This is a genomic window from Ereboglobus sp. PH5-5, from assembly GCF_029504805.1.
In the GTDB taxonomy this organism is placed as follows: domain Bacteria; phylum Verrucomicrobiota; class Verrucomicrobiia; order Opitutales; family Opitutaceae; genus Ereboglobus.
Window position 1 is genome coordinate 35,431 of the sequence record NZ_JAQFIT010000020.1, and the last position, 16,652, is coordinate 52,082.

Genomic DNA, 16,652 nt, shown 5'->3' on the forward strand with positions numbered 1-16,652 from the left:
GCAATGTGCTGCCGTTACATGCTTTTGGGGAAAGATGCGCGGGATCTTCTCGCGGCGGCGGGCATTCCCGACGAGGAGGGCGACACCGCGTATCCAGGCGACAACTACAACATCGCGCCGTCGTCGAAAATAAAAGTGGTCCGGGCAAAACCGGGGCGCGTGAAACGCGAGCGCGAATGCGTGTCGCTGCACTGGGGATTGCGATGGCATGGCGCCGGGGTGCAGCGGACGAGCGCGCCGCCGATTGTGAATGTGCGCGCGGAGTCGCTGCTCTCGAAAGCGGGGTTTCGCGAGGCGCTGATGTCGCGCCGTTGCCTGATTCCCGCGAGTGGTTTTTATGAATGGGAAAAGGCCGGGCGGGCGCGTTTTCCGTGGCTTTTTCAGTTGAGGGATAAACGGCCGTTTTTTCTGGCGGGCATCTGGGACCGCTTGCCCGACCGCGACGCGAACGGGGCGTGCGCAATCATCACGACCGAGCCAAACAACGTGATGCGCCCGATCCATCACCGCATGCCGATGATCGTGCCGCCCGAAGACGCAACCAGGTGGCTCGACGGCGATGCGCGAGACGGCATGAGCACGCTATTGTTGCTGCCTTTCGAGGATGCGTTGATGCGCGCGAGGCGCGTTTCAAGCCATGTGAACAACACGCGCAACGCAGGCCCGGAGTGCGTCGCCCCGCCCGCGGCTGATGACGAGCCCGACGGGCGGCAGGGAATGTTGTTTTGAGGGAGGCAGGCCGCGGCGCGCGTTCAGCGCTTGGTATTGACGACCAGGGGCAATTGCATGCGCGTTTTGACGGGGACTCCGTTTTTAACGCCGGGTGAGAAACGCCATTGGCCAACGGTGTCGAGCACGGATTGGTTGAGTTCCTCGTAGGGGCTTGGGTTGAGTAATTTGACGTCCGTGGGCACGCCGTTTTCATCCACAATAAACCGCACGTTAACCGAGATTTGGGCGTCGAGCGATGTGAGGGATGGCGGGATTGGAGGCTCGAATGCCTTGATCACAGCGGGGCGTTTGTCACCGCCTGGCGTGGCCGGTTTTTCAGTTGCATGCCTCATGGCCTCCTCGCGCTTGGCGTAAGTGGCGGTGCGGATCGCGGTTGCCAGAGGTTGCCTGCTTTTGGTGGCGAGTTCGTAGGCGTATTTCGTGCGCCAGTTCAAATTGTTGGCATCTTTTTCCAACCACTCGAGCGCGACGGTGTAGTCCTTGTTCCGCAGTGCGATAGTGGCCAGCACCAAGGCGGCGTCGGATTCGCCATTGTCATGAGCCATTTGGGCATAACGCTGCGCGGCGGCAAAGTCCTCGGGTGTGGGATTTTTGGCGGATTGAAAAAAGAAAGCGAGTTGCAGGGCGGCATTGGAGTTGCCTTGGTCGGCAGCGTAAATGAGTCGATCGATGGCGGCGCGAACATCCCCGTCGGCGCCGGATTTTCCGCGAAGCGTGAGGCGGGCGTAATCGGTGCTTGCGGAAGCAAGCCCGAGATCGGCGGCATATTTTGTCCATTCAGCGGCGGCCTGTTCGTCGCGGGGCGCGTATTTGCCCTCGCGGTGAAGTTTTGCGAGAAGGTATTGCGCCTCGGCATTATCGGCGCGCGCGGCTTCCATGAGGAGTCGCATGGCCTCGGGGACGGAGTCGCCGCCTTGGGCGAGGATGATCGAGCCCTTGAGAAACTTCGCCTCGGTGCTACCGAGAGCGATGGCTTTTTCGATAAGGGCGAGAGCGCCGGACACATCGAGAGGCGCGTCTTTGCCCTCGACAAGCATGCGCGCGGCGGCGTTGTAGCCGGCGGCTTCGCCAGCGTCGCCCGCGGCAGTGTAGAGTTCGAGCGCGGCAGCGCGGTCAACCGGAACGCCATAGCCATCCAGCGCATTGCGGGCGGCGAGCAACATGGCCTCGGTGTTGCCGAGGCGCGCGGATGCAGCAACTGCGCGCGCGGAAAAAACGGCGAGCGCAGTGGATGCGCGCGAAGAATTTTCGATGGCGGCGGCCTTGTCCCGGGCTTCCTTGCCGATTTCGAGGAGGGCTGCGGCGTTATTGGATTGAAGCGCGGTCTTGTAACGCTCGGCGAGGTCGGCAGGGATATCCGCGAAATCGGCGTCATTCGCGCTGGTTTGCGGTGTCGTAGCAGACTGTGCTTGGCGTGGCTCGGAAGAAGCGGCGGATGTTTGTTTGGGAGCGGAGGTTTTGGAATCCTTGCATGCGCCAAGGGCTAGGAGTGCGACAAGCAAAAGCGGCAAGATGCTGTGCGAGGGGATTTTCATGGGGAGGTTTTTCCGCTTTTCATGGTGTGAATTAAACCGGCGCGCAATGGAAAATGGGGCGGGACGCGTATGCCCAAGGGTAAAAAAAAGCGCGCCGGAGTGCGGCGCGCCTTGAGAGTTTTTGTTTCGCGAGGGCGCACGCCAGGCGGCGCCCCTGCGGGAATCAATTAGTAGTCCATTCCGCCGCCGGGGGGCATGGCGGGAGCGGCTTTTTCCTTTTCAGGAATGTCCGTGATCATGCACTCGGTGGTGAGGAGCAGGCCGGCGATCGAGGACGCGTTTTGCAGCGCGGTGCGGGTGACCATTGTCGGGTCAACAACACCGGCTTTCACGAGGTCCTCGAACTTGTCGGTCGCCACGTTGTAGCCGATCGCGCCTTTCGAGCCGAGCACTTCCTTCACAACCACGCCGCCGTCGATGCCGGCGTTGGCGCAGAGTTGCTTGAGGGGGTGCGCGATGGCGCGACGCACGATTTGCGAGCCGATCTTTTCGTCGCCGTCGAGTTCGAGGGCGTCGATTGCCTTGGCGGTGCGAAGGAGGGCGACACCGCCGCCGGCGACGATGCCTTCCTCAACCGCGGCGCGCGTGGCGTGGAGGGCGTCCTCGACGCGGGCCTTCTTTTCCTTCATCTCGACTTCGGTGGCCGCGCCGACATTGATGACGGCGACGCCGCCGGCGAGCTTGGCGAGGCGTTCCTGGAGCTTCTCGCGGTCGTAGTCGCTGGTGGTTTCGTCGATCTGGCGGCGGATTTGTTTCACGCGGCCCTGGATGTCGGACGACTTGCCGGCGCCCTGGACGATGGTGGTGTTTTCCTTGTCAACGACGATGCGCTTGGCTTTGCCGAGGTCGGCGATGGTGAGGTTCTCGAGCTTGAGGCCGAGGTCCTCGGTGATGCATTTGCCGCCGGTGAGGATGGCGATGTCCTCGAGCATGGCTTTGCGGCGGTCGCCGAAGCCGGGGGCCTTGACGGCGCACACGTTGATGGTGCCGCGGATTTTGTTCACGACGAGCGCGGCGAGGGCTTCGCCTTCGACTTCCTCGGCGATGATGAGGAATTGCTTGCCGGTCTTGGCGACGGTCTGGAGGAGGGGAAGGAATTCCTGGAGGTTGGAAATCTTCTTCTCGTGGATGAGCACGTAGGCGTCCTCGAGGACGGCTTCGAGCGTGTCGTTGTTGGTGGCGAAGTAGGGCGAGATGTAGCCTTTGTCGAACTGCATGCCTTCGACGACGTCGAGGGTGGTTTCGATGGACTTGGCTTCCTCGACGGTGATGGTGCCGTCCTTGCCGACCTTGTTCATGGCGTCGGCGATGATCTGGCCGATCTCGGTGTCCCAGTTGGCGGAGACGGTGGCGACTTGGCGCACTTCCTCGGTGTCGCTGACTTTCTTGGATTGTTTCTTGAGCTCGGCGACGGCGGCGGTGACGGCCTTGTCGATGCCGCGCTTGAGGAAGATCGGGTTGGCGCCGGCGGTGACGTGCTTGAGGCCTTCCTTGTAGATGGCCTCGGCGAGGACGGTGGCGGTGGTGGTGCCGTCGCCCGCGGCGTCGGAGGTCTTGGAGGCGACTTCCTTCACCATTTGCGCGCCCATGTTTTCATAGGGATCGGGGAGCTCGATTTCCTTGGCGACGCTCACGCCGTCCTTGGTGACGGTGGGAGAGCCGAATTTTTTGTCGATGACGACGTTGCGGCCCTTGGGACCGAGCGTGGCCTTGACGGCTTTGGAGAGAAGCTCGACGCCCTTGAGCATTTTCTGGCGTGCGGCTTCGTCGAAGAGGAGTTGTTTGGCTGCCATGTTGGTAGATTTTGGATTTTAGATTTTGGATTTTGGATTGAGAAAACGCGTTTGTGTTTTGGATGCGTTTTTTGACGGATTAGGCGAAGATGCCGAGGATGTCGTCTTCGCGGACGAGGGTGTATTTCTCGTCGTCGATTTTGACCTCGGTTCCGCCGTATTTGCTGATGAGGACCTTGTCGCCGACCTTCACTTCGAAGGGAACGACTTTGCCGCTGTCGTCTTTCTTGCCGGAGCCGAGCGCGATGACTTCGGCCTCCTGCGGTTTTTCCTTGGCGGAATCGGGAATGATGATGCCGCCGCGGACTTGTTCTTTTTCTTCGATGTGCTTCACGAGGACGCGATCACCGACAGGCTTGATTTTGATTTTGGCCATAGTGTGTTTTTTGTTGGTTGTGGTTGTGGGTTAGAGGAAAAATGAGGGAAAAGGGAAAATTGTGCGCGAGAGTCATGCCGGTTGGGAAGCGCTTTTTTCAGCGGCGGCCGTTCCGGTTGCTTTTTGCAGCCACGCGCGGCCTTTTTCGGTGATGCGATATTGCTGAAGGCGGCTGGTGGGTTTGTCGGGGATAGTGCGTTCGAGCCAGCCTGCGGAGATGAGCGGTTCAAGGTAAGCTTTGCGAAAATGCTCGCGGTCACTGAGATTGGACGCCTGCTGCAACAGTTCGCGATTCATTGGATGAATAGCGGCTTGAAGTATCTTTTTAACTTGCACGGTGACTTGCGGGGTAACTTGCGGGGTGACTTGCGGGGTGACTTGCGGGGTAGCCTGCGCGGTGACTTGCGCGGTGGGCAATGTCAAAGCTGCGGCCAACTCTTGCAATAAGCTTTCGTCCAGTGGTTTATCTTGCGGGGTGGCTTGGTCGGAGCCGTCGGCGCTGTTGCCGACTTTGTAGTCTTCGTCGAACTGGAAAGTTATTTCCAGAAAACTTGGCGTGAAATTGAAAATCGAGCGGTCATAAGCCCGGAGTATGCGTGTCATGCCGGAGCCCAGGCTTTCAACCAGCTCCGCGTCACGAAACACTCGCATCAAAACCCGGTTGCGCGGCATGGAGCGGCAATTGAAAAAATCGTCTTGCGAGAGTCCTTCGACCAGGCCGCCGGCGGAGGTCACCACCATGCGGTCGGAGTAGATTTCGACGAGTGGAACGGTCAAACTGTAATCGTTGTGCACGATGGCGTTGATGACCGCCTCGCGCAGCGCCGTCCTGTTCACCATGTTTTTTTCAAGGCGGGTCGGATAGGAGATTTTAGCGAAGGTTTTGTTTTCAACCAGCAGCTTTTCCAAAATCCGGTTTGTCGCCGTCAGCAGGCAGCAATTGCCGTATTCGTAATTTTCAACCAGGTCGTATTTGTCGGTTCCGGCGTATTTGGCGACCTTCATGGACACGCCGTTGTTGTCGGCCAGCAGATAGGCCGCGTAATTGTATTCCCCTGATGGCAGAAGCAAATCGAGGTTGGCGATGAATTCCGACGTGATTTCATAGCCGTGCTCCTGATAATAAATTTTCAGTTGCTCGAAAGTCAGATTTTGCCTGGGGGAGGGAGTGGTTTGAAGCGAGACGGGGTGCCGTTTTGACAAAAGCCCCTCTATCATTTGCTCCGTCATCGGCTGGACGGAGTTGCCGGCGCGAATAAAGCAACCTGTTTCGCTCATTCCCTTTTCGCGAATATAGTAGGGCCGCTGTGGTCCTCCGGAAACCACGACGCGTATGATGTCCCTGCCGTCGCGTTGCTCGCGAATGACATCGAACAGGCCGAGCGTGGCGGGGCGAATGTTGTTTTTGATACGATCAACGATCTTTAGCTGGTCGCCGTCGGCGTCGACGAGCCCGGCGGTGGAGCCGTCGTCATTGATGCCGAGAAGAATCTCGCCACCGCCCGGATAATTGAGAAAAGCAACGACAGAACGCTCAAACTTGTCGGTCAGTTTGAGTTTGAATTCAACGCGGTTGGATTCGGTGTTCATGTTTATGCGTTTCGCTAATACCAAAAAAGTTTTTTTGGTTTATTTTTTAGACACAGAGGGCACAGAGCGCGCCGCCAAGCCGTCGCGGCACAGAGATTGGGAGGGCCGTCCGGCTGTGCGGTTGTTTCCTGTGTGTTCGTGACTTCATTTTTTAATTTTTATAAAAGTGATGCTGGATTGCGTGTGAGTGTGCGATGTCTTGCGACCCTCCCTAACCTCTGTGCCGCGCTGCTTGGAGCGCGCTCTGTGACCTCTGTGTCTCAATTCATAATTATTAAAGTATCAACCTTGCTGCAATACTCGGATCGACCCTTTCGACATTCCCTTCATTGTTATTTTCCATGCTCAGATTTTCATTTTTCCTTTTTTGTAATTTTTCCTGTTTCCAAGCTAAGGAATCCGTCAAAGTCTTTGCTGTGGAATGTAACCCCTTTTTGTTCAATATCATACCATATAGAAAACCCCTGCCAATTCCCGCGAGGAATATTCCTCAGCTCTCTCTTGCAATTGGAAATCTTTACTGTTTTCAGCACAATATTTCTATTAAATAAAACCAAGGAAACATCGGCATATTCCATTGATATTATGTTGTATCTTGCGACCTGAAGCCATCGGCCAAGCGATAAATCGCCAAAAATTTGAGGTGCCTGGTTGGGGTCGTAATCACGTCCCCTTTCGGTAACATGCGATAGTAATAACGCCTTTCCATTTTCAATTAGCCAATATTCAGGGCGCGCATAGTAGTCGTCTTTTACAAAAAAGCCATTATGTGCCACGGGCGCTATTATATTTTTTGTAAATTTTCGGCGTTCAATTTTTGTGTCGCCCGCAGACCAAACGACATCCTCGCCATCGGCTGAAGTGCCAATCGGAATCATGCATGAACTAACCAACATCGAGAGCACAGCCAATATACAGACTATATATATTTTTATGTTCACGGTGAAAGTATTAAAACTCTAGAAAAGCCTAAAAAGGGTCGGATAACATCCGTTGTTTTTTACCTCTTATTCCTTCTTCTTGTCGTCATCGACGACTTCGAAGTCGGCGTCGACTACGTCGGCTTTTTTGGGCTCGTCTTTTTTCGGCTCACCGGCGGGCGGCGGTTGCGCGCCGGCGTCGGCGGCGCCTGCTGCGCCCGCGGCTTGCGCTTGCTGGTAAAACTCGGCGCCGATCTTTTGAAGGTTTTCCAAGGCGGACTTCATTTGGTCGGCGTTGTCGCTCTCCAAGGCTTTTTTCGCATCGGCGAGGGCGGGCTCGACTTTGCCTTTCACGTCGGCGGGAAGTTTGTCGCCGGCGTCCTTCATGGCTTTTTCGAGTTGGTAGATGGTGCTGTCGAGCTGGTTCTTGGTTTCGACGGCTTCCTTGCGCTTTTTGTCCTCCTCGGCGTGGAGCTCGGCCTCCTTGGTCATCTTTTCGACTTCCTCCTTGGAGAGGCCGGAGGAGTTTTGAATGGTGATTTTTTGCTCCTTGCCGGTGCCGAGATCCTTGGCGGAAACGTGGAGGATGCCGTTGGCGTCGATGTCGAAGGTGACTTCGATTTGCGGCGTGCCGCGGGGCGCGGGCGGGATGCCGTCGAGCTTGAAGGTGCCGATTTGTTTGTTGTCGCGCGCCATCGGGCGCTCGCCCTGGAGGACCACGATTTCGACTCCGGGCTGGTTGTCGGAGTAGGTCGAGAAGATTTGGGTCTTCTTTGACGGGATGGTGGTGTTGCGCGTGATCATGGGCGTGGAGACGCCGCCGGCGGTTTCGATGCCGAGCGTGAGCGGCGTGACGTCGAGGAGGAGCACATCCTTCACGTCGCCCTTGAGGACGCCGCCCTGGATCGCGGCGCCGATGGCGACGACTTCGTCGGGGTTGACGCCTTGGTGCGGTTGTTTGCCGGCGAGTTGCTTGGCGATTTCAACGACCTTGGGCATGCGGGTCATGCCGCCGACGAGCACGAGTTCGTCGATGTTGCTGGCGGCGAGGCCGGAATCCTTCATGCAGTTTTGGAAGGGCGGCGTGCAGCGCTGGAAGAGGGTGTCGCAGATTTGCTCCATCTTGGCGCGGGTGAGCGTGACGTTGAGGTGTTTCGGACCCGTGGCGTCGGCGGTGATGAAGGGCAGGTTGATGTCAACGGACTGCGTGGAGGAGAGGGCGATCTTGGCTTTCTCGGCCTCTTCCTTGAGGCGTTGGAGTGCCATCGGGTCCTTGCGGAGGTCGATGCCGTTGTCCTTTTTGAAATCGTCAACGAGCCAGGTGATGAGGGCTTCGTCCCAGTTGTCGCCGCCGAGGTGTGTGTCGCCGTTGGTGGCCTTGACTTCGAAAACGCCGTCGCCGATTTCGAGGACGGAGACGTCGAAGGTGCCGCCGCCGAGATCGAAGACGGCGATTTTTTCGTCCTTCTTTTTGTCGAGGCCGTAGGCGAGCGAGGCGGCGGTGGGCTCGTTGATGATGCGGAGGACTTCGAGGCCGGCGATTTTGCCGGCGTCCTTGGTGGCCTGGCGCTGGGCGTCGTTGAAGTAGGCGGGGACGGTGATGACGGCTTGCGTGATTTTGTCACCGAGGTATGCCTCGGCGTCGGCCTTCATCTTGGCGAGGACGAACGAGGAGATTTGTTGCGGCGCGAAGGTCTCGGTTTTGTCGCCGACCCTGGCCTCGATGTAGGCGTCGCCGTTTTTGCCCTCGACTACCTTGAAAGGAAAATTGGCAGCCTCTTGCTGAATCTCGGAGAATTTGCGCCCGATGAGGCGTTTGGCTGAAAAAATGGTGTTATGCGGATTGGTAACGGCTTGGCGCTTGGCGGCTTGGCCGACCAGACGCTCGCCGGATTTGGTGAACGCGACGACGGACGGCGTGGTGCGCGCGCCCTCGGCGTTCGGGATGACAACGGGCTCTCCGCCTTCCATGACGGACATGCAGGAGTTGGTTGTTCCAAGGTCTATTCCTAAAATGCGGCTCATAATGTGGAATCATTAAGCAATGCGCGTGCCGTCAAAAATAACGATTTACTTTAATCGCTGAAAATCAATGAGTAGAAAATTTATAAATGGGACAATGAGGCTAAAATTAGCGGAGATAAATACCGAAAATGTTAATAAAGTGAGACAGGTTGACACAAAATTGACGCAGTTGATTTTGACGCGCGCCAAGCAGTGACACAGGCGAGGCAAAATCCAAACTGCGGGATTTTCAGATATTGAAATTCTGGGCTTTGGCATTTCGCCATTTGGTTATAACCGACGTTTCCACATCGCCCAAAAGCTAGAACCGGGAAGTTTTTTCGAAGTGAGGATGGCCGAGACTCACCGAGACGATAGTCAAACAGTCGCTTTGCCCGGAACGCCCTGCCACAATGCGGCAAGGGAAACCGAACATTCGATGAAACCCACACGCTGACTGCCCGCGCCACTCGACGCGATCCGGTCAATTCAATGTTATGCCCCTCACAATGCTACGCTGGGGACGGCTTCGTGAACGGGAATGAGGAGTTTTTCGATTTCGGGACGCGGGAGTTTTTGCAGGTGCTCCAAGGTCACGCATTGGGCATCGGTGAACTTGCCAGTGCCTGTGCGGCGGAGGCGCGAGAGGTGCGCGCCGCATTCAAGTTTCTGGCCGAGGTCGTGCGCGATGGTGCGCACATACGTGCCCTTGCTGCAACGAAGAGTGAAGTCGATCTCGGGCGTTTCCCAACGATGTAGTTCAAATTTGGATACGCGAATAAAGCGCGGCTCGCGCTCGATTTCCTCGCCTTTGCGCGCGGCTTTGTAGAGCGGAACGCCGTCGATCTTGATGGCGGAAAACATGGGCGGCGTCTGGTATTGGTCGCCGATGAAGGTTTTCATGGCGGCAAGGATTTGCTCCTGCGTGAAGGGCGGCACCGGACGCGTCTCAAGCATCTCACCCTCGGCGTCCTGCGTGTTGGTGACCTTGCCGAGGGAGATCGTGCCAGTGTATTCCTTGTCCACGCTCATGAGGTATTGCGAGGCGCGCGTGGCCTTGCCAACGAGCACGATAAGAATGCCCGTGGCCATCGGGTCGAGCGTGCCGGCGTGGCCAATGCGTTTCATTTTCAGGATGCCGCGAAGGCGCGCGATCACGTCGTGCGATGTGTGGTCGGTGGGTTTGTCGATGAGGAGGACGCCCTCGAGTTCTTTGGGTGGAACCAACATGATGAAAATTAAGAATTAAGAATTAAGAAGCGGATGCTGCCGCGCCGCGTGTGAAACGAGTTCGAGTGCATGTGCGATGCCTGAGGGTTTGTTTTTTTTAATTTTTAAAATCTTAGTTCTTAATTTTTTACCGCGTCGAGCTGCGCGGCGATGGCGGTGACGAGTTGGGCGCGAAACTCGGCAAGCGACGGGGCGTTTTTCATGTTGAGGCCGGCGGCGCAGGCGTGCCCTCCCCCGCCGAAAATAGCGGCGATGCGGTCAACGCGCATGGCGGGATTTTTGGCGCGAAGGCTGGCCTTGATCGCGCCGGGGCGCTCCTCGATGAGCACTCCGATTTCAACGCCGTCGATGCAGCGCGCGTAATCGACCAGCCCCTCGGTGTCCTCGGGCGTGGTGCCGGTGAGGTCGAAGATGCCGTCGGGGAGAATGCCGATGCAGGCGCGTTTGTCGCACTCGCGGGTGAGCGAGCGGAGAAAGGCGTCGAGGAGCTTGAGTTTGCCCCAGCTTTCGCGCTCGTAGATTTCGTAACCGGCCTCGGCGGGGCTGGCTCCGCGCGCGACGAGCTCGGCGGCGAGCTTGAAGGTGCGGGGTGTGGTGCTGCCGAAACGAAATTGGCCGGTGTCGGTGTTGATGCCGGCGTAGAGCGCCCTGGCGGTGATTTCGTCGATGGGAAGGCCGAGGTCGAGAAACATGCCCGCGAGCATTTCGCACGTGGCGGCGGCGGCGGGATCAACGATGTTGTGCGCGGCATAATCGGCGTTGGAGAGGTGATGGTCGATGCAGCCCGCAGGCGAGGGGAAGCGGTTTCGGACCTTGGCGCCGCCGCGATCGTGGTCGGCGCAATCGACGAAGATGGCGGTCCAGCCTGCGGCGTTCGAACCGGACGGCATTTCGTCGGGAAGGAAAAAAGGAGTTTCAGGGGCAACGAGATACTGAATGCGACGGGGAACAGGGTCGCCGTTGACGCAGATTGTTTTAATCCCGAGTGATTGGAGAACGCGGGCGAGCGCGATTTGGGAGCCAATGCAATCGCCGTCGGGCCGGGCGTGACCGATCACGGCCACAGGCTGGCCGGCAACGGAGTCGAGGAGGGTTTTGAAGAGTGGAGAGAGCTTTGGGAAATACATGGCGGAAGAAAAGGGCTGAAAGACTGAAGGGCTAAAATACTTGGCGACGACCGCAGGCTGCTTTTTCAGCTCTTCAGTCTTTCGGTTTTTCAGCCTTTTCCTCCAGCTCGTCGAGAATGCCGAGGATGCGGTTGCCGCGCGCGGTGGAGGTGTCGAGCGCGAAGGTGAACTTGGGCATGTATTTGAGGATGATGCGGCGGCCGAGTTCCTGGCGAAGGTCTTTTTCCTTTTTGCGCAGCCAGCGGAGTTTTTGCCCGGCGAAATCGGGATCGCCCACCACGGAGACGTGCACGCGGCAGTCGCGCAAGTCGGGCGCGGTTGAAACGGCGCTGATGGTGATCGTCACCGCCTCGCTCTGATATCGCTTGCGAAGAATGTCGCTGAGTTCGCGCTGGATGAGTTCGTTGACGCGGAGTGTTCGGTTGGACATGGCGGGAAAAGCTGAAGGACTGAAGGGCTGAAAGGCTGAAGAAATGGCAGATGCTGAAGGCTGTTTTTCTTTCAGTCCTTCAGCTTTTCAGCCTTTCAGTCTTTTTCTCAGAGCGTCGCCCTGACTTTTTGAATTTCGAAGCACTCGATGACGTCGCCGATTTCGTAGGCGTTGTAGTCGCCGAGCTTGATGCCGCATTCGAGGCCGGCGCGCACTTCGTTGGCGTCGTCCTTGAAGCGTTTGAGCATTTCGATTTTGCCCTCGTGGGCGATTTTGTTGCCGCGGCGGAGGCGGGCTTGCGCGTTGCGGGTGATCTTGCCCTCGGTGACAAGGCAGCCGGCGACGAAGCCCTTCGCAAGCGGGAAGGTAGCGCGCACTTCGGCGGCGCCGAGTTTGACTTCCTTGAGATCGGGTTCGAGGAGGTCGGCCATCATTTCGCGCACGCGGTCTGCGAGTTCGTAGATGATGCCGAATGTTTCGATGCGAACCTTGTGGTGCTTGGCTAGCGGAGTGACGCCGTTTTCGAGCTTGGTGTTGAAGCCGATGATCGTGGCGGAGCCGGTGCTGGCCATGAGCACGTCGTTCTTGGAAATAAGGCCGACGTCGGTCGAGACGATTTCGAGCGCGACTTTGCTGGACTTGATGTTTTCGAGAACGCTGCGAACCGCCTCGGTGGAGCCGTAAACATCCGCCTTGATGATGATCTTGAGCGTCTTTTGTTGCGAGGCGGCGATGTTGGCGAAGAGCGCGTCGATGGAAGTTTCCTTGGGCGCGGCGGCTTGGGAGGTGGCCGCGAGCTTGGCGGCGTGCTGCGCATCCTCGGCAAGGCGCTCGGCCTCGCGGGCGTTCTTGACTGCCTTGAATGTGGCGCCGCTGTCGGGCGCGCCGGACCAGCCGATGACGCGCGCGGGCGTCGAGGGAGGCGCCTCCTTGATTGCGTTGCCGCGGTCGTCATACATGGCGCGGATTTTGGCCCATTGCTGGCCGCACACGATGGAGTCGCCGACCTTGAGCGTGCCGCGTTGCACGATGACGGTGGCGAGCGGCCCGCGGCCGACATCGATTTGGGATTCGATGATGACGCCGCTGGGATCGGCCTTCGGGTTGGCCTTGAGTTCGAGGACGTCGGACTGAAGGAGAATCATCTCCATGAGGTCGGATATGCCGGTGCCCTTGATTGCGGAAACGGGAACGGTGATTGTCTCGCCGCCCCAGTCTTCCGGGGCGATGCCGTGCTGCTGCATCTGGCCCTTGACTTGGTCGAGGTTGGCGCCTTTGACGTCCATTTTGTTGACGGCAACGATGATCGGCACCTTGGCATTTTGCGCGTGGGCGAGAGCCTCCTCGGTTTGCGGCTTGAAGCCGTCGTCGGCGGCAATGACGAGAATGGCGATGTCGGTGGCGTCGGCTCCGCGCGCGCGCATCTTGTTGAACGCGGCGTGGCCGGGCGTGTCGAGGAAGGTGATTTTGCGGCCGTTGTATTCGATCTGGTAGGCGCCGATGTGCTGCGTGATACCGCCGGCTTCGCCAGAGGCGACATGGGCCTTGCGAATGCTGTCGAGCAACGAGGTCTTGCCGTGGTCAACGTGACCGAGGATGCAGACGACGGGCGGGCGCGAGGCGAGGTTTTTCGGGTCGTCCTCGGCGGCGGCTTTTTTGGCGCGGGCTTTTTTTTCCTCGGCCTTGGCGGCTTGCTGCGAGGCGGCGTCGCCGCGGTGTTTGACCTCGAGGAGGTAGCCGTGTTTTTCGGCGACCTTGATGGCAACACCCTCGTCGATCGCCTGATTCATGGAGGCGAACACGCCCATGCCCATGAGCTCGGAGATGAGCTTGAAAGGTTTGAGGCCGAGCGCGGGCGCAAAATCGCGCACGATCACGGGCGGCTTGAGGCTGATTACTTTCAGCTCACCGTCACCGGCTTCGGTTGGCTGCGCGGGAGCTGTGGGCGCCGGGGCAATTGGAGGCGTGGTGCCGGGAATTGCGGGCGGCGGCTTCGGCGCGCTTGCGATCGGCGGCGGGGGCGGCGCGGAAACAGGACGCGGAGCTGGTGGCGGCGGCGCGGAAACCGGACGGGAAACCGGTGCCGAGGGCGGCGGCGGAGTCGGACGCGGAGCGGATTGCGCGGTCGAGGGCGCGGGGCGCACTCCGGGGGTTTGAGGAGGCGAAGGTGGAACCGCGGGCGCGGAGCGGACGGAAGGAATGCTCGAGGGACGCGGAGCGGCCGGCTTGGGCGCGGGAATTGCGGGCGGCGGCTTCGGCGCGGAAACGACGGGCGGCGGCGGCGGAACAGCCGGGGCGGCCTTGCAGGGTGCCGCGGGTTTTTCGACGGGAACGGCGGGACTCGGTGACGCCACGCCCCTGGCGGCATCCTCGGCGGCTTTTTTGGCACGAGCCGCCTCCTCTTTTTCGCGCGCGACATCGGCGGCGGATTTTACCGTGGGAATATGAACGGGCGCGGGCGCGGCCTCCGGCTCCGGCGCGGGGGGCGGTGGTTGCTCGACGGGCGCGGACGCCTTGTTCTTTTCCGCAAACTCCTCCACAATTGCCTCGGCGCTGATATTGTCGATGGTGCTGGAGACGCTTTTAACGTCAAATTTGCGCTCTTTCAGCATGGCCAACAATTCCTTGTTGTTCATGCCGATTTTTTTAGCGAGTTCGTGGATGCGGATACTCATTCAGGTAAGTGTTTGCTGCGCTGTGAATCTTAATCGTGTAGTGTTGGGTGGCGAGTGGCGCGGGACGCCGTGCGATGGATGGTGTGAGCGGGAAGCGCGGGGGGGGTTATTTCCGCAGCTTCGAGAGAATGCCGTTGGCCTCGTCGGCGGAGAAGCCGGCTTCGGTGAGGTCGTCGAGCTCGACGTCCTCGAGGACGGCGGGCGAGTTCATGCCGATGTTGACGAGGCGCTCCGAGATCGCGCGGTCAAGGCCGAGGCTCTTGATGAGCGACTGGATGGCGTCCTCGCGCGGGTCGGACGAGGCGGCCTTATATTCCTCGATGTCGAGTTTCCAGCCCACAAGGCGCGAGGTGAGGCGCGCGTTCTGCCCCTTGCGGCCGATGGCGATGGCGAGGTTTTCCGAGTCAACCTTAAGGGAGACACGGTGGTTTTTCTCGTCGAAGACCATGTCTCGGGGAACCGCGGGTTTGAGGGCCTCGATGATGAATTGTTGAGGATCGTCGTGGTGAGGAATGATGTCGATTTTCTCGCCGTTGAGCTCGCGAACGATGGTCTTCACGCGGGCGCCGCGGGCGCCGACGCACGCGCCGACGGGATCGACTTTCGGGTCGTTGGTGGAGACTGAGATTTTTGTGCGGTAGCCGGGCTCGCGCGCGAAGGACTCGATTTTCACGGTGCCGTCGGCGATTTCGGTGACCTCAAGCTCGAAGAGCCTGCGGACAAATTTCTGGCTGGCGCGGCTGAGAATGATCTCGGGGCCGCGCGGCGTGGATTCGATTTCGAGCAAGATGCAGCGCACGCGGTCGCCCGCCTGGTATTCCTCGCCGGGAACCTGTTCCTTGCTGGTGAGGAGCGCCTCGGCCTTGCCAAGATCGACAACGATGTCCCCGCGCTCCCTGCGGCGAACGGTGCCGGTGACGATGTTTCCGACCATGTCCTTGAAGTCGTCGTAAATGCGATCCTTCTCAAACTGGCGGAGTTTTTGCATGACGGTCTGGCGCGCGGTTTGCGCGGCGATGCGTCCGAGCATGGCGGGGTCGACTTCGCGCTCGATAATATCGCCGAGTTGCACGCCGGATTGGAGTGCCTGGGCTTTCTCGATGTGAATCTCGGTCTTCGGATTGCTTACGGAATCAACGACCTTGAGCAGCGCCCACGCCTTGAGCTTGCCGGATTTGGGATCGATTTCGATCTTGAGTTCCTGGCCCGCGTTGACGCCTTTCAGGGCGGCGGTTTTGATTGCGTTCACTATGGCGGCAATCATGTCGGCGCGCGGAATGGCCTTTTCTTTTTCCATGTATTCGAGGACGGCGAGGATTTCGTTGCTCATAGTGATGTTGTAAGGTGTTGGTGTGTGAGGAAAAAAAAAGCAGGCCAAGAGGCCCACCTTTGGTTTTCGCAAAGTGAACGTTTATATATGCGTGCGAAATTAACTATTGCGCGAAAGTCTTGTCAAGCCCTGCGCGGAAAGTGCGTGGCAATGGGGCAATGAAGGTGCGAATAACCGTGGCGGATATTTTTAAGAAAAAACCGCTTGCAAGTTTGCGCGGTGCAAGTCTTGCTGCGGGTTCTCTTGAATTTCGGGCCGTAGCGTAGCCTGGTAGCGCGCTTGCATGGGGTGCAAGAGGTCGAGAGTTCGAATCTCTCCGGCCCGACCATTTTACCAGAAAAGCCCTCTCCGCAAGGAGAGGGCTTTTTGTTGAGTGGATTGGTTTACTTGGGCTTACCCACGAATTGCGGACAGTGGCGAAGACGGGAAAGGGAGATCAGTTGTTAAGTTTTTCGAAGTCAACCGGGGAAAGGTATCCGAGTGAGGAGTGCAGGCGCCGGGGATTGTAAAACGCCTCAATCCACTCAAAGACCGTCGCACGGCCCTACGCCCGGCTCTTGAAGCGAGTGCGATAAACCTAAAAAGGAAAATGGGCGAGTAGAAGGAGAGCCGCGAGTGCGCGGGTTCTGGCTGGGGACGCGGAGAGTGACCGGAAGGCGTTTTGCTACCCACTGAGCAACAAGTGCGCGTCCGGCGGCAGGCCCGGCAGCCACTTACCGCCCAGCAAACGCCTCAATAACCGCGTCAGCAGCAGCGTCCAGCGTTGTTGCGCGCTCCATCGCTCCGTGATGGCGTTGATCTGCCTTAACTCCTTGCTAGAGCAATTCCTAATTAATTAGTCGCAAATGGAGTGAAAATAAGAGAAGTGATGGTGCATGAAATCATACAGCCAGGATTTGAGGGGACGGAT

Annotated in this window: 12 protein-coding genes, 1 tRNA gene and 1 pseudogene; 2 read left to right on the forward strand and 12 right to left on the reverse strand. The window is 58.6% G+C overall.

Annotated elements, in window-relative coordinates; all coding sequences use genetic code 11:
• The first annotated feature begins 3 nt into the window (after positions 1 to 3).
• Entirely contained in the window at positions 4 to 729 is a 726-nt protein-coding gene (locus M2103_RS12260) for an SOS response-associated peptidase (protein WP_277510922.1), read from the forward strand.
• Positions 730 to 752: 23 nt separating this feature from the next.
• Here the strand turns inward: M2103_RS12260 and M2103_RS12265 are convergent, their stop codons facing one another.
• The 11 genes from M2103_RS12265 to nusA form a co-directional block, all read right to left on the reverse strand.
• Positions 753 to 2,267, reverse strand: a complete 1,515-nt coding sequence (locus M2103_RS12265; RefSeq protein ID WP_277510924.1) for a TonB family protein — start codon at positions 2,265 to 2,267, stop codon at positions 753 to 755.
• Positions 2,268 to 2,434: 167 nt separating this feature from the next.
• Positions 2,435 to 4,060 (reverse strand): chaperonin GroEL, encoded by a 1,626-nt coding sequence (gene groL / locus M2103_RS12270; RefSeq protein WP_277510925.1) that lies wholly within the window; start codon positions 4,058 to 4,060, stop codon positions 2,435 to 2,437.
• A 79-nt stretch (positions 4,061 to 4,139) separates the two neighbouring features.
• Positions 4,140 to 4,436 carry a co-chaperone GroES gene (locus M2103_RS12275; RefSeq protein WP_108825293.1) on the reverse strand — a complete coding sequence of 99 codons (297 nt, stop codon included), beginning with the start codon at positions 4,434 to 4,436 and terminating at the stop codon, positions 4,140 to 4,142.
• A 72-nt stretch (positions 4,437 to 4,508) separates the two neighbouring features.
• A complete protein-coding gene (locus M2103_RS12280; RefSeq protein ID WP_277510926.1) occupies positions 4,509 to 6,026 on the reverse strand; it encodes an RNA-binding domain-containing protein in 1,518 nt (505 codons plus the stop codon).
• A 353-nt stretch (positions 6,027 to 6,379) separates the two neighbouring features.
• Positions 6,380 to 6,904 (reverse strand): hypothetical protein, encoded by a 525-nt coding sequence (locus tag M2103_RS12285; protein WP_277510928.1) that lies wholly within the window; start codon positions 6,902 to 6,904, stop codon positions 6,380 to 6,382.
• Between the two features lie 129 nt (positions 6,905 to 7,033).
• Positions 7,034 to 8,971, reverse strand: coding sequence for a molecular chaperone DnaK (gene dnaK / locus M2103_RS12290; RefSeq protein ID WP_277510929.1), 1,938 nt, complete (start codon positions 8,969 to 8,971; stop codon positions 7,034 to 7,036).
• Between the two features lie 483 nt (positions 8,972 to 9,454).
• Positions 9,455 to 10,180 (reverse strand): tRNA pseudouridine(55) synthase TruB, encoded by a 726-nt coding sequence (gene truB, locus M2103_RS12295; RefSeq protein ID WP_108825291.1) that lies wholly within the window; start codon positions 10,178 to 10,180, stop codon positions 9,455 to 9,457.
• Between the two features lie 119 nt (positions 10,181 to 10,299).
• Complete coding sequence (locus tag M2103_RS12300; RefSeq protein ID WP_277510931.1) at positions 10,300 to 11,307, reverse strand: bifunctional oligoribonuclease/PAP phosphatase NrnA; 1,008 nt, start codon at positions 11,305 to 11,307, stop codon at positions 10,300 to 10,302.
• Between the two features lie 73 nt (positions 11,308 to 11,380).
• Positions 11,381 to 11,737, reverse strand: a complete 357-nt coding sequence (rbfA, locus tag M2103_RS12305) for a 30S ribosome-binding factor RbfA (protein ID WP_277510932.1) — start codon at positions 11,735 to 11,737, stop codon at positions 11,381 to 11,383.
• A gap of 107 nt (positions 11,738 to 11,844) precedes the next feature.
• On the reverse strand, positions 11,845 to 14,412 hold the full coding sequence (infB, locus tag M2103_RS12310; protein WP_277510934.1) for a translation initiation factor IF-2: 2,568 nt from the start codon (positions 14,410 to 14,412) through the stop codon (positions 11,845 to 11,847).
• 106 nt (positions 14,413 to 14,518) lie between these two features.
• Entirely contained in the window at positions 14,519 to 15,742 is a 1,224-nt protein-coding gene (gene nusA / locus M2103_RS12315; protein WP_277510937.1) for a transcription termination factor NusA, read from the reverse strand.
• A 251-nt stretch (positions 15,743 to 15,993) separates the two neighbouring features.
• Between nusA and M2103_RS12320 the strand changes: the two genes are divergently transcribed.
• Positions 15,994 to 16,070: transfer RNA gene (locus tag M2103_RS12320), tRNA-Pro, on the forward strand.
• A gap of 108 nt (positions 16,071 to 16,178) precedes the next feature.
• Here the strand turns inward: M2103_RS12320 and M2103_RS12325 are convergent.
• Positions 16,179 to 16,319 (reverse strand): annotated as a pseudogene (locus M2103_RS12325) (IS3 family transposase); the annotation flags it as partial.
• Between the last annotated feature and the right edge of the window lie 333 nt (positions 16,320 to 16,652).

Coding starts and splice junctions, on each gene's coding strand:
- M2103_RS12260 (WP_277510922.1), top strand. CDS start 4: ATGTGCTGCCGTTACATGCTTTTGGGGAAAGATGCGCGGGATCTTCTC.
- M2103_RS12265 (WP_277510924.1), bottom strand. CDS start 2,267: ATGAAAATCCCCTCGCACAGCATCTTGCCGCTTTTGCTTGTCGCACTC.
- groL (WP_277510925.1), bottom strand. CDS start 4,060: ATGGCAGCCAAACAACTCCTCTTCGACGAAGCCGCACGCCAGAAAATG.
- M2103_RS12275 (WP_108825293.1), bottom strand. CDS start 4,436: ATGGCCAAAATCAAAATCAAGCCTGTCGGTGATCGCGTCCTCGTGAAG.
- M2103_RS12280 (WP_277510926.1), bottom strand. CDS start 6,026: ATGAACACCGAATCCAACCGCGTTGAATTCAAACTCAAACTGACCGAC.
- M2103_RS12285 (WP_277510928.1), bottom strand. CDS start 6,904: ATGATTCCGATTGGCACTTCAGCCGATGGCGAGGATGTCGTTTGGTCT.
- dnaK (WP_277510929.1), bottom strand. CDS start 8,971: ATGAGCCGCATTTTAGGAATAGACCTTGGAACAACCAACTCCTGCATG.
- truB (WP_108825291.1), bottom strand. CDS start 10,180: ATGTTGGTTCCACCCAAAGAACTCGAGGGCGTCCTCCTCATCGACAAA.
- M2103_RS12300 (WP_277510931.1), bottom strand. CDS start 11,307: ATGTATTTCCCAAAGCTCTCTCCACTCTTCAAAACCCTCCTCGACTCC.
- rbfA (WP_277510932.1), bottom strand. CDS start 11,737: ATGTCCAACCGAACACTCCGCGTCAACGAACTCATCCAGCGCGAACTC.
- infB (WP_277510934.1), bottom strand. CDS start 14,412: ATGAGTATCCGCATCCACGAACTCGCTAAAAAAATCGGCATGAACAAC.
- nusA (WP_277510937.1), bottom strand. CDS start 15,742: ATGAGCAACGAAATCCTCGCCGTCCTCGAATACATGGAAAAAGAAAAG.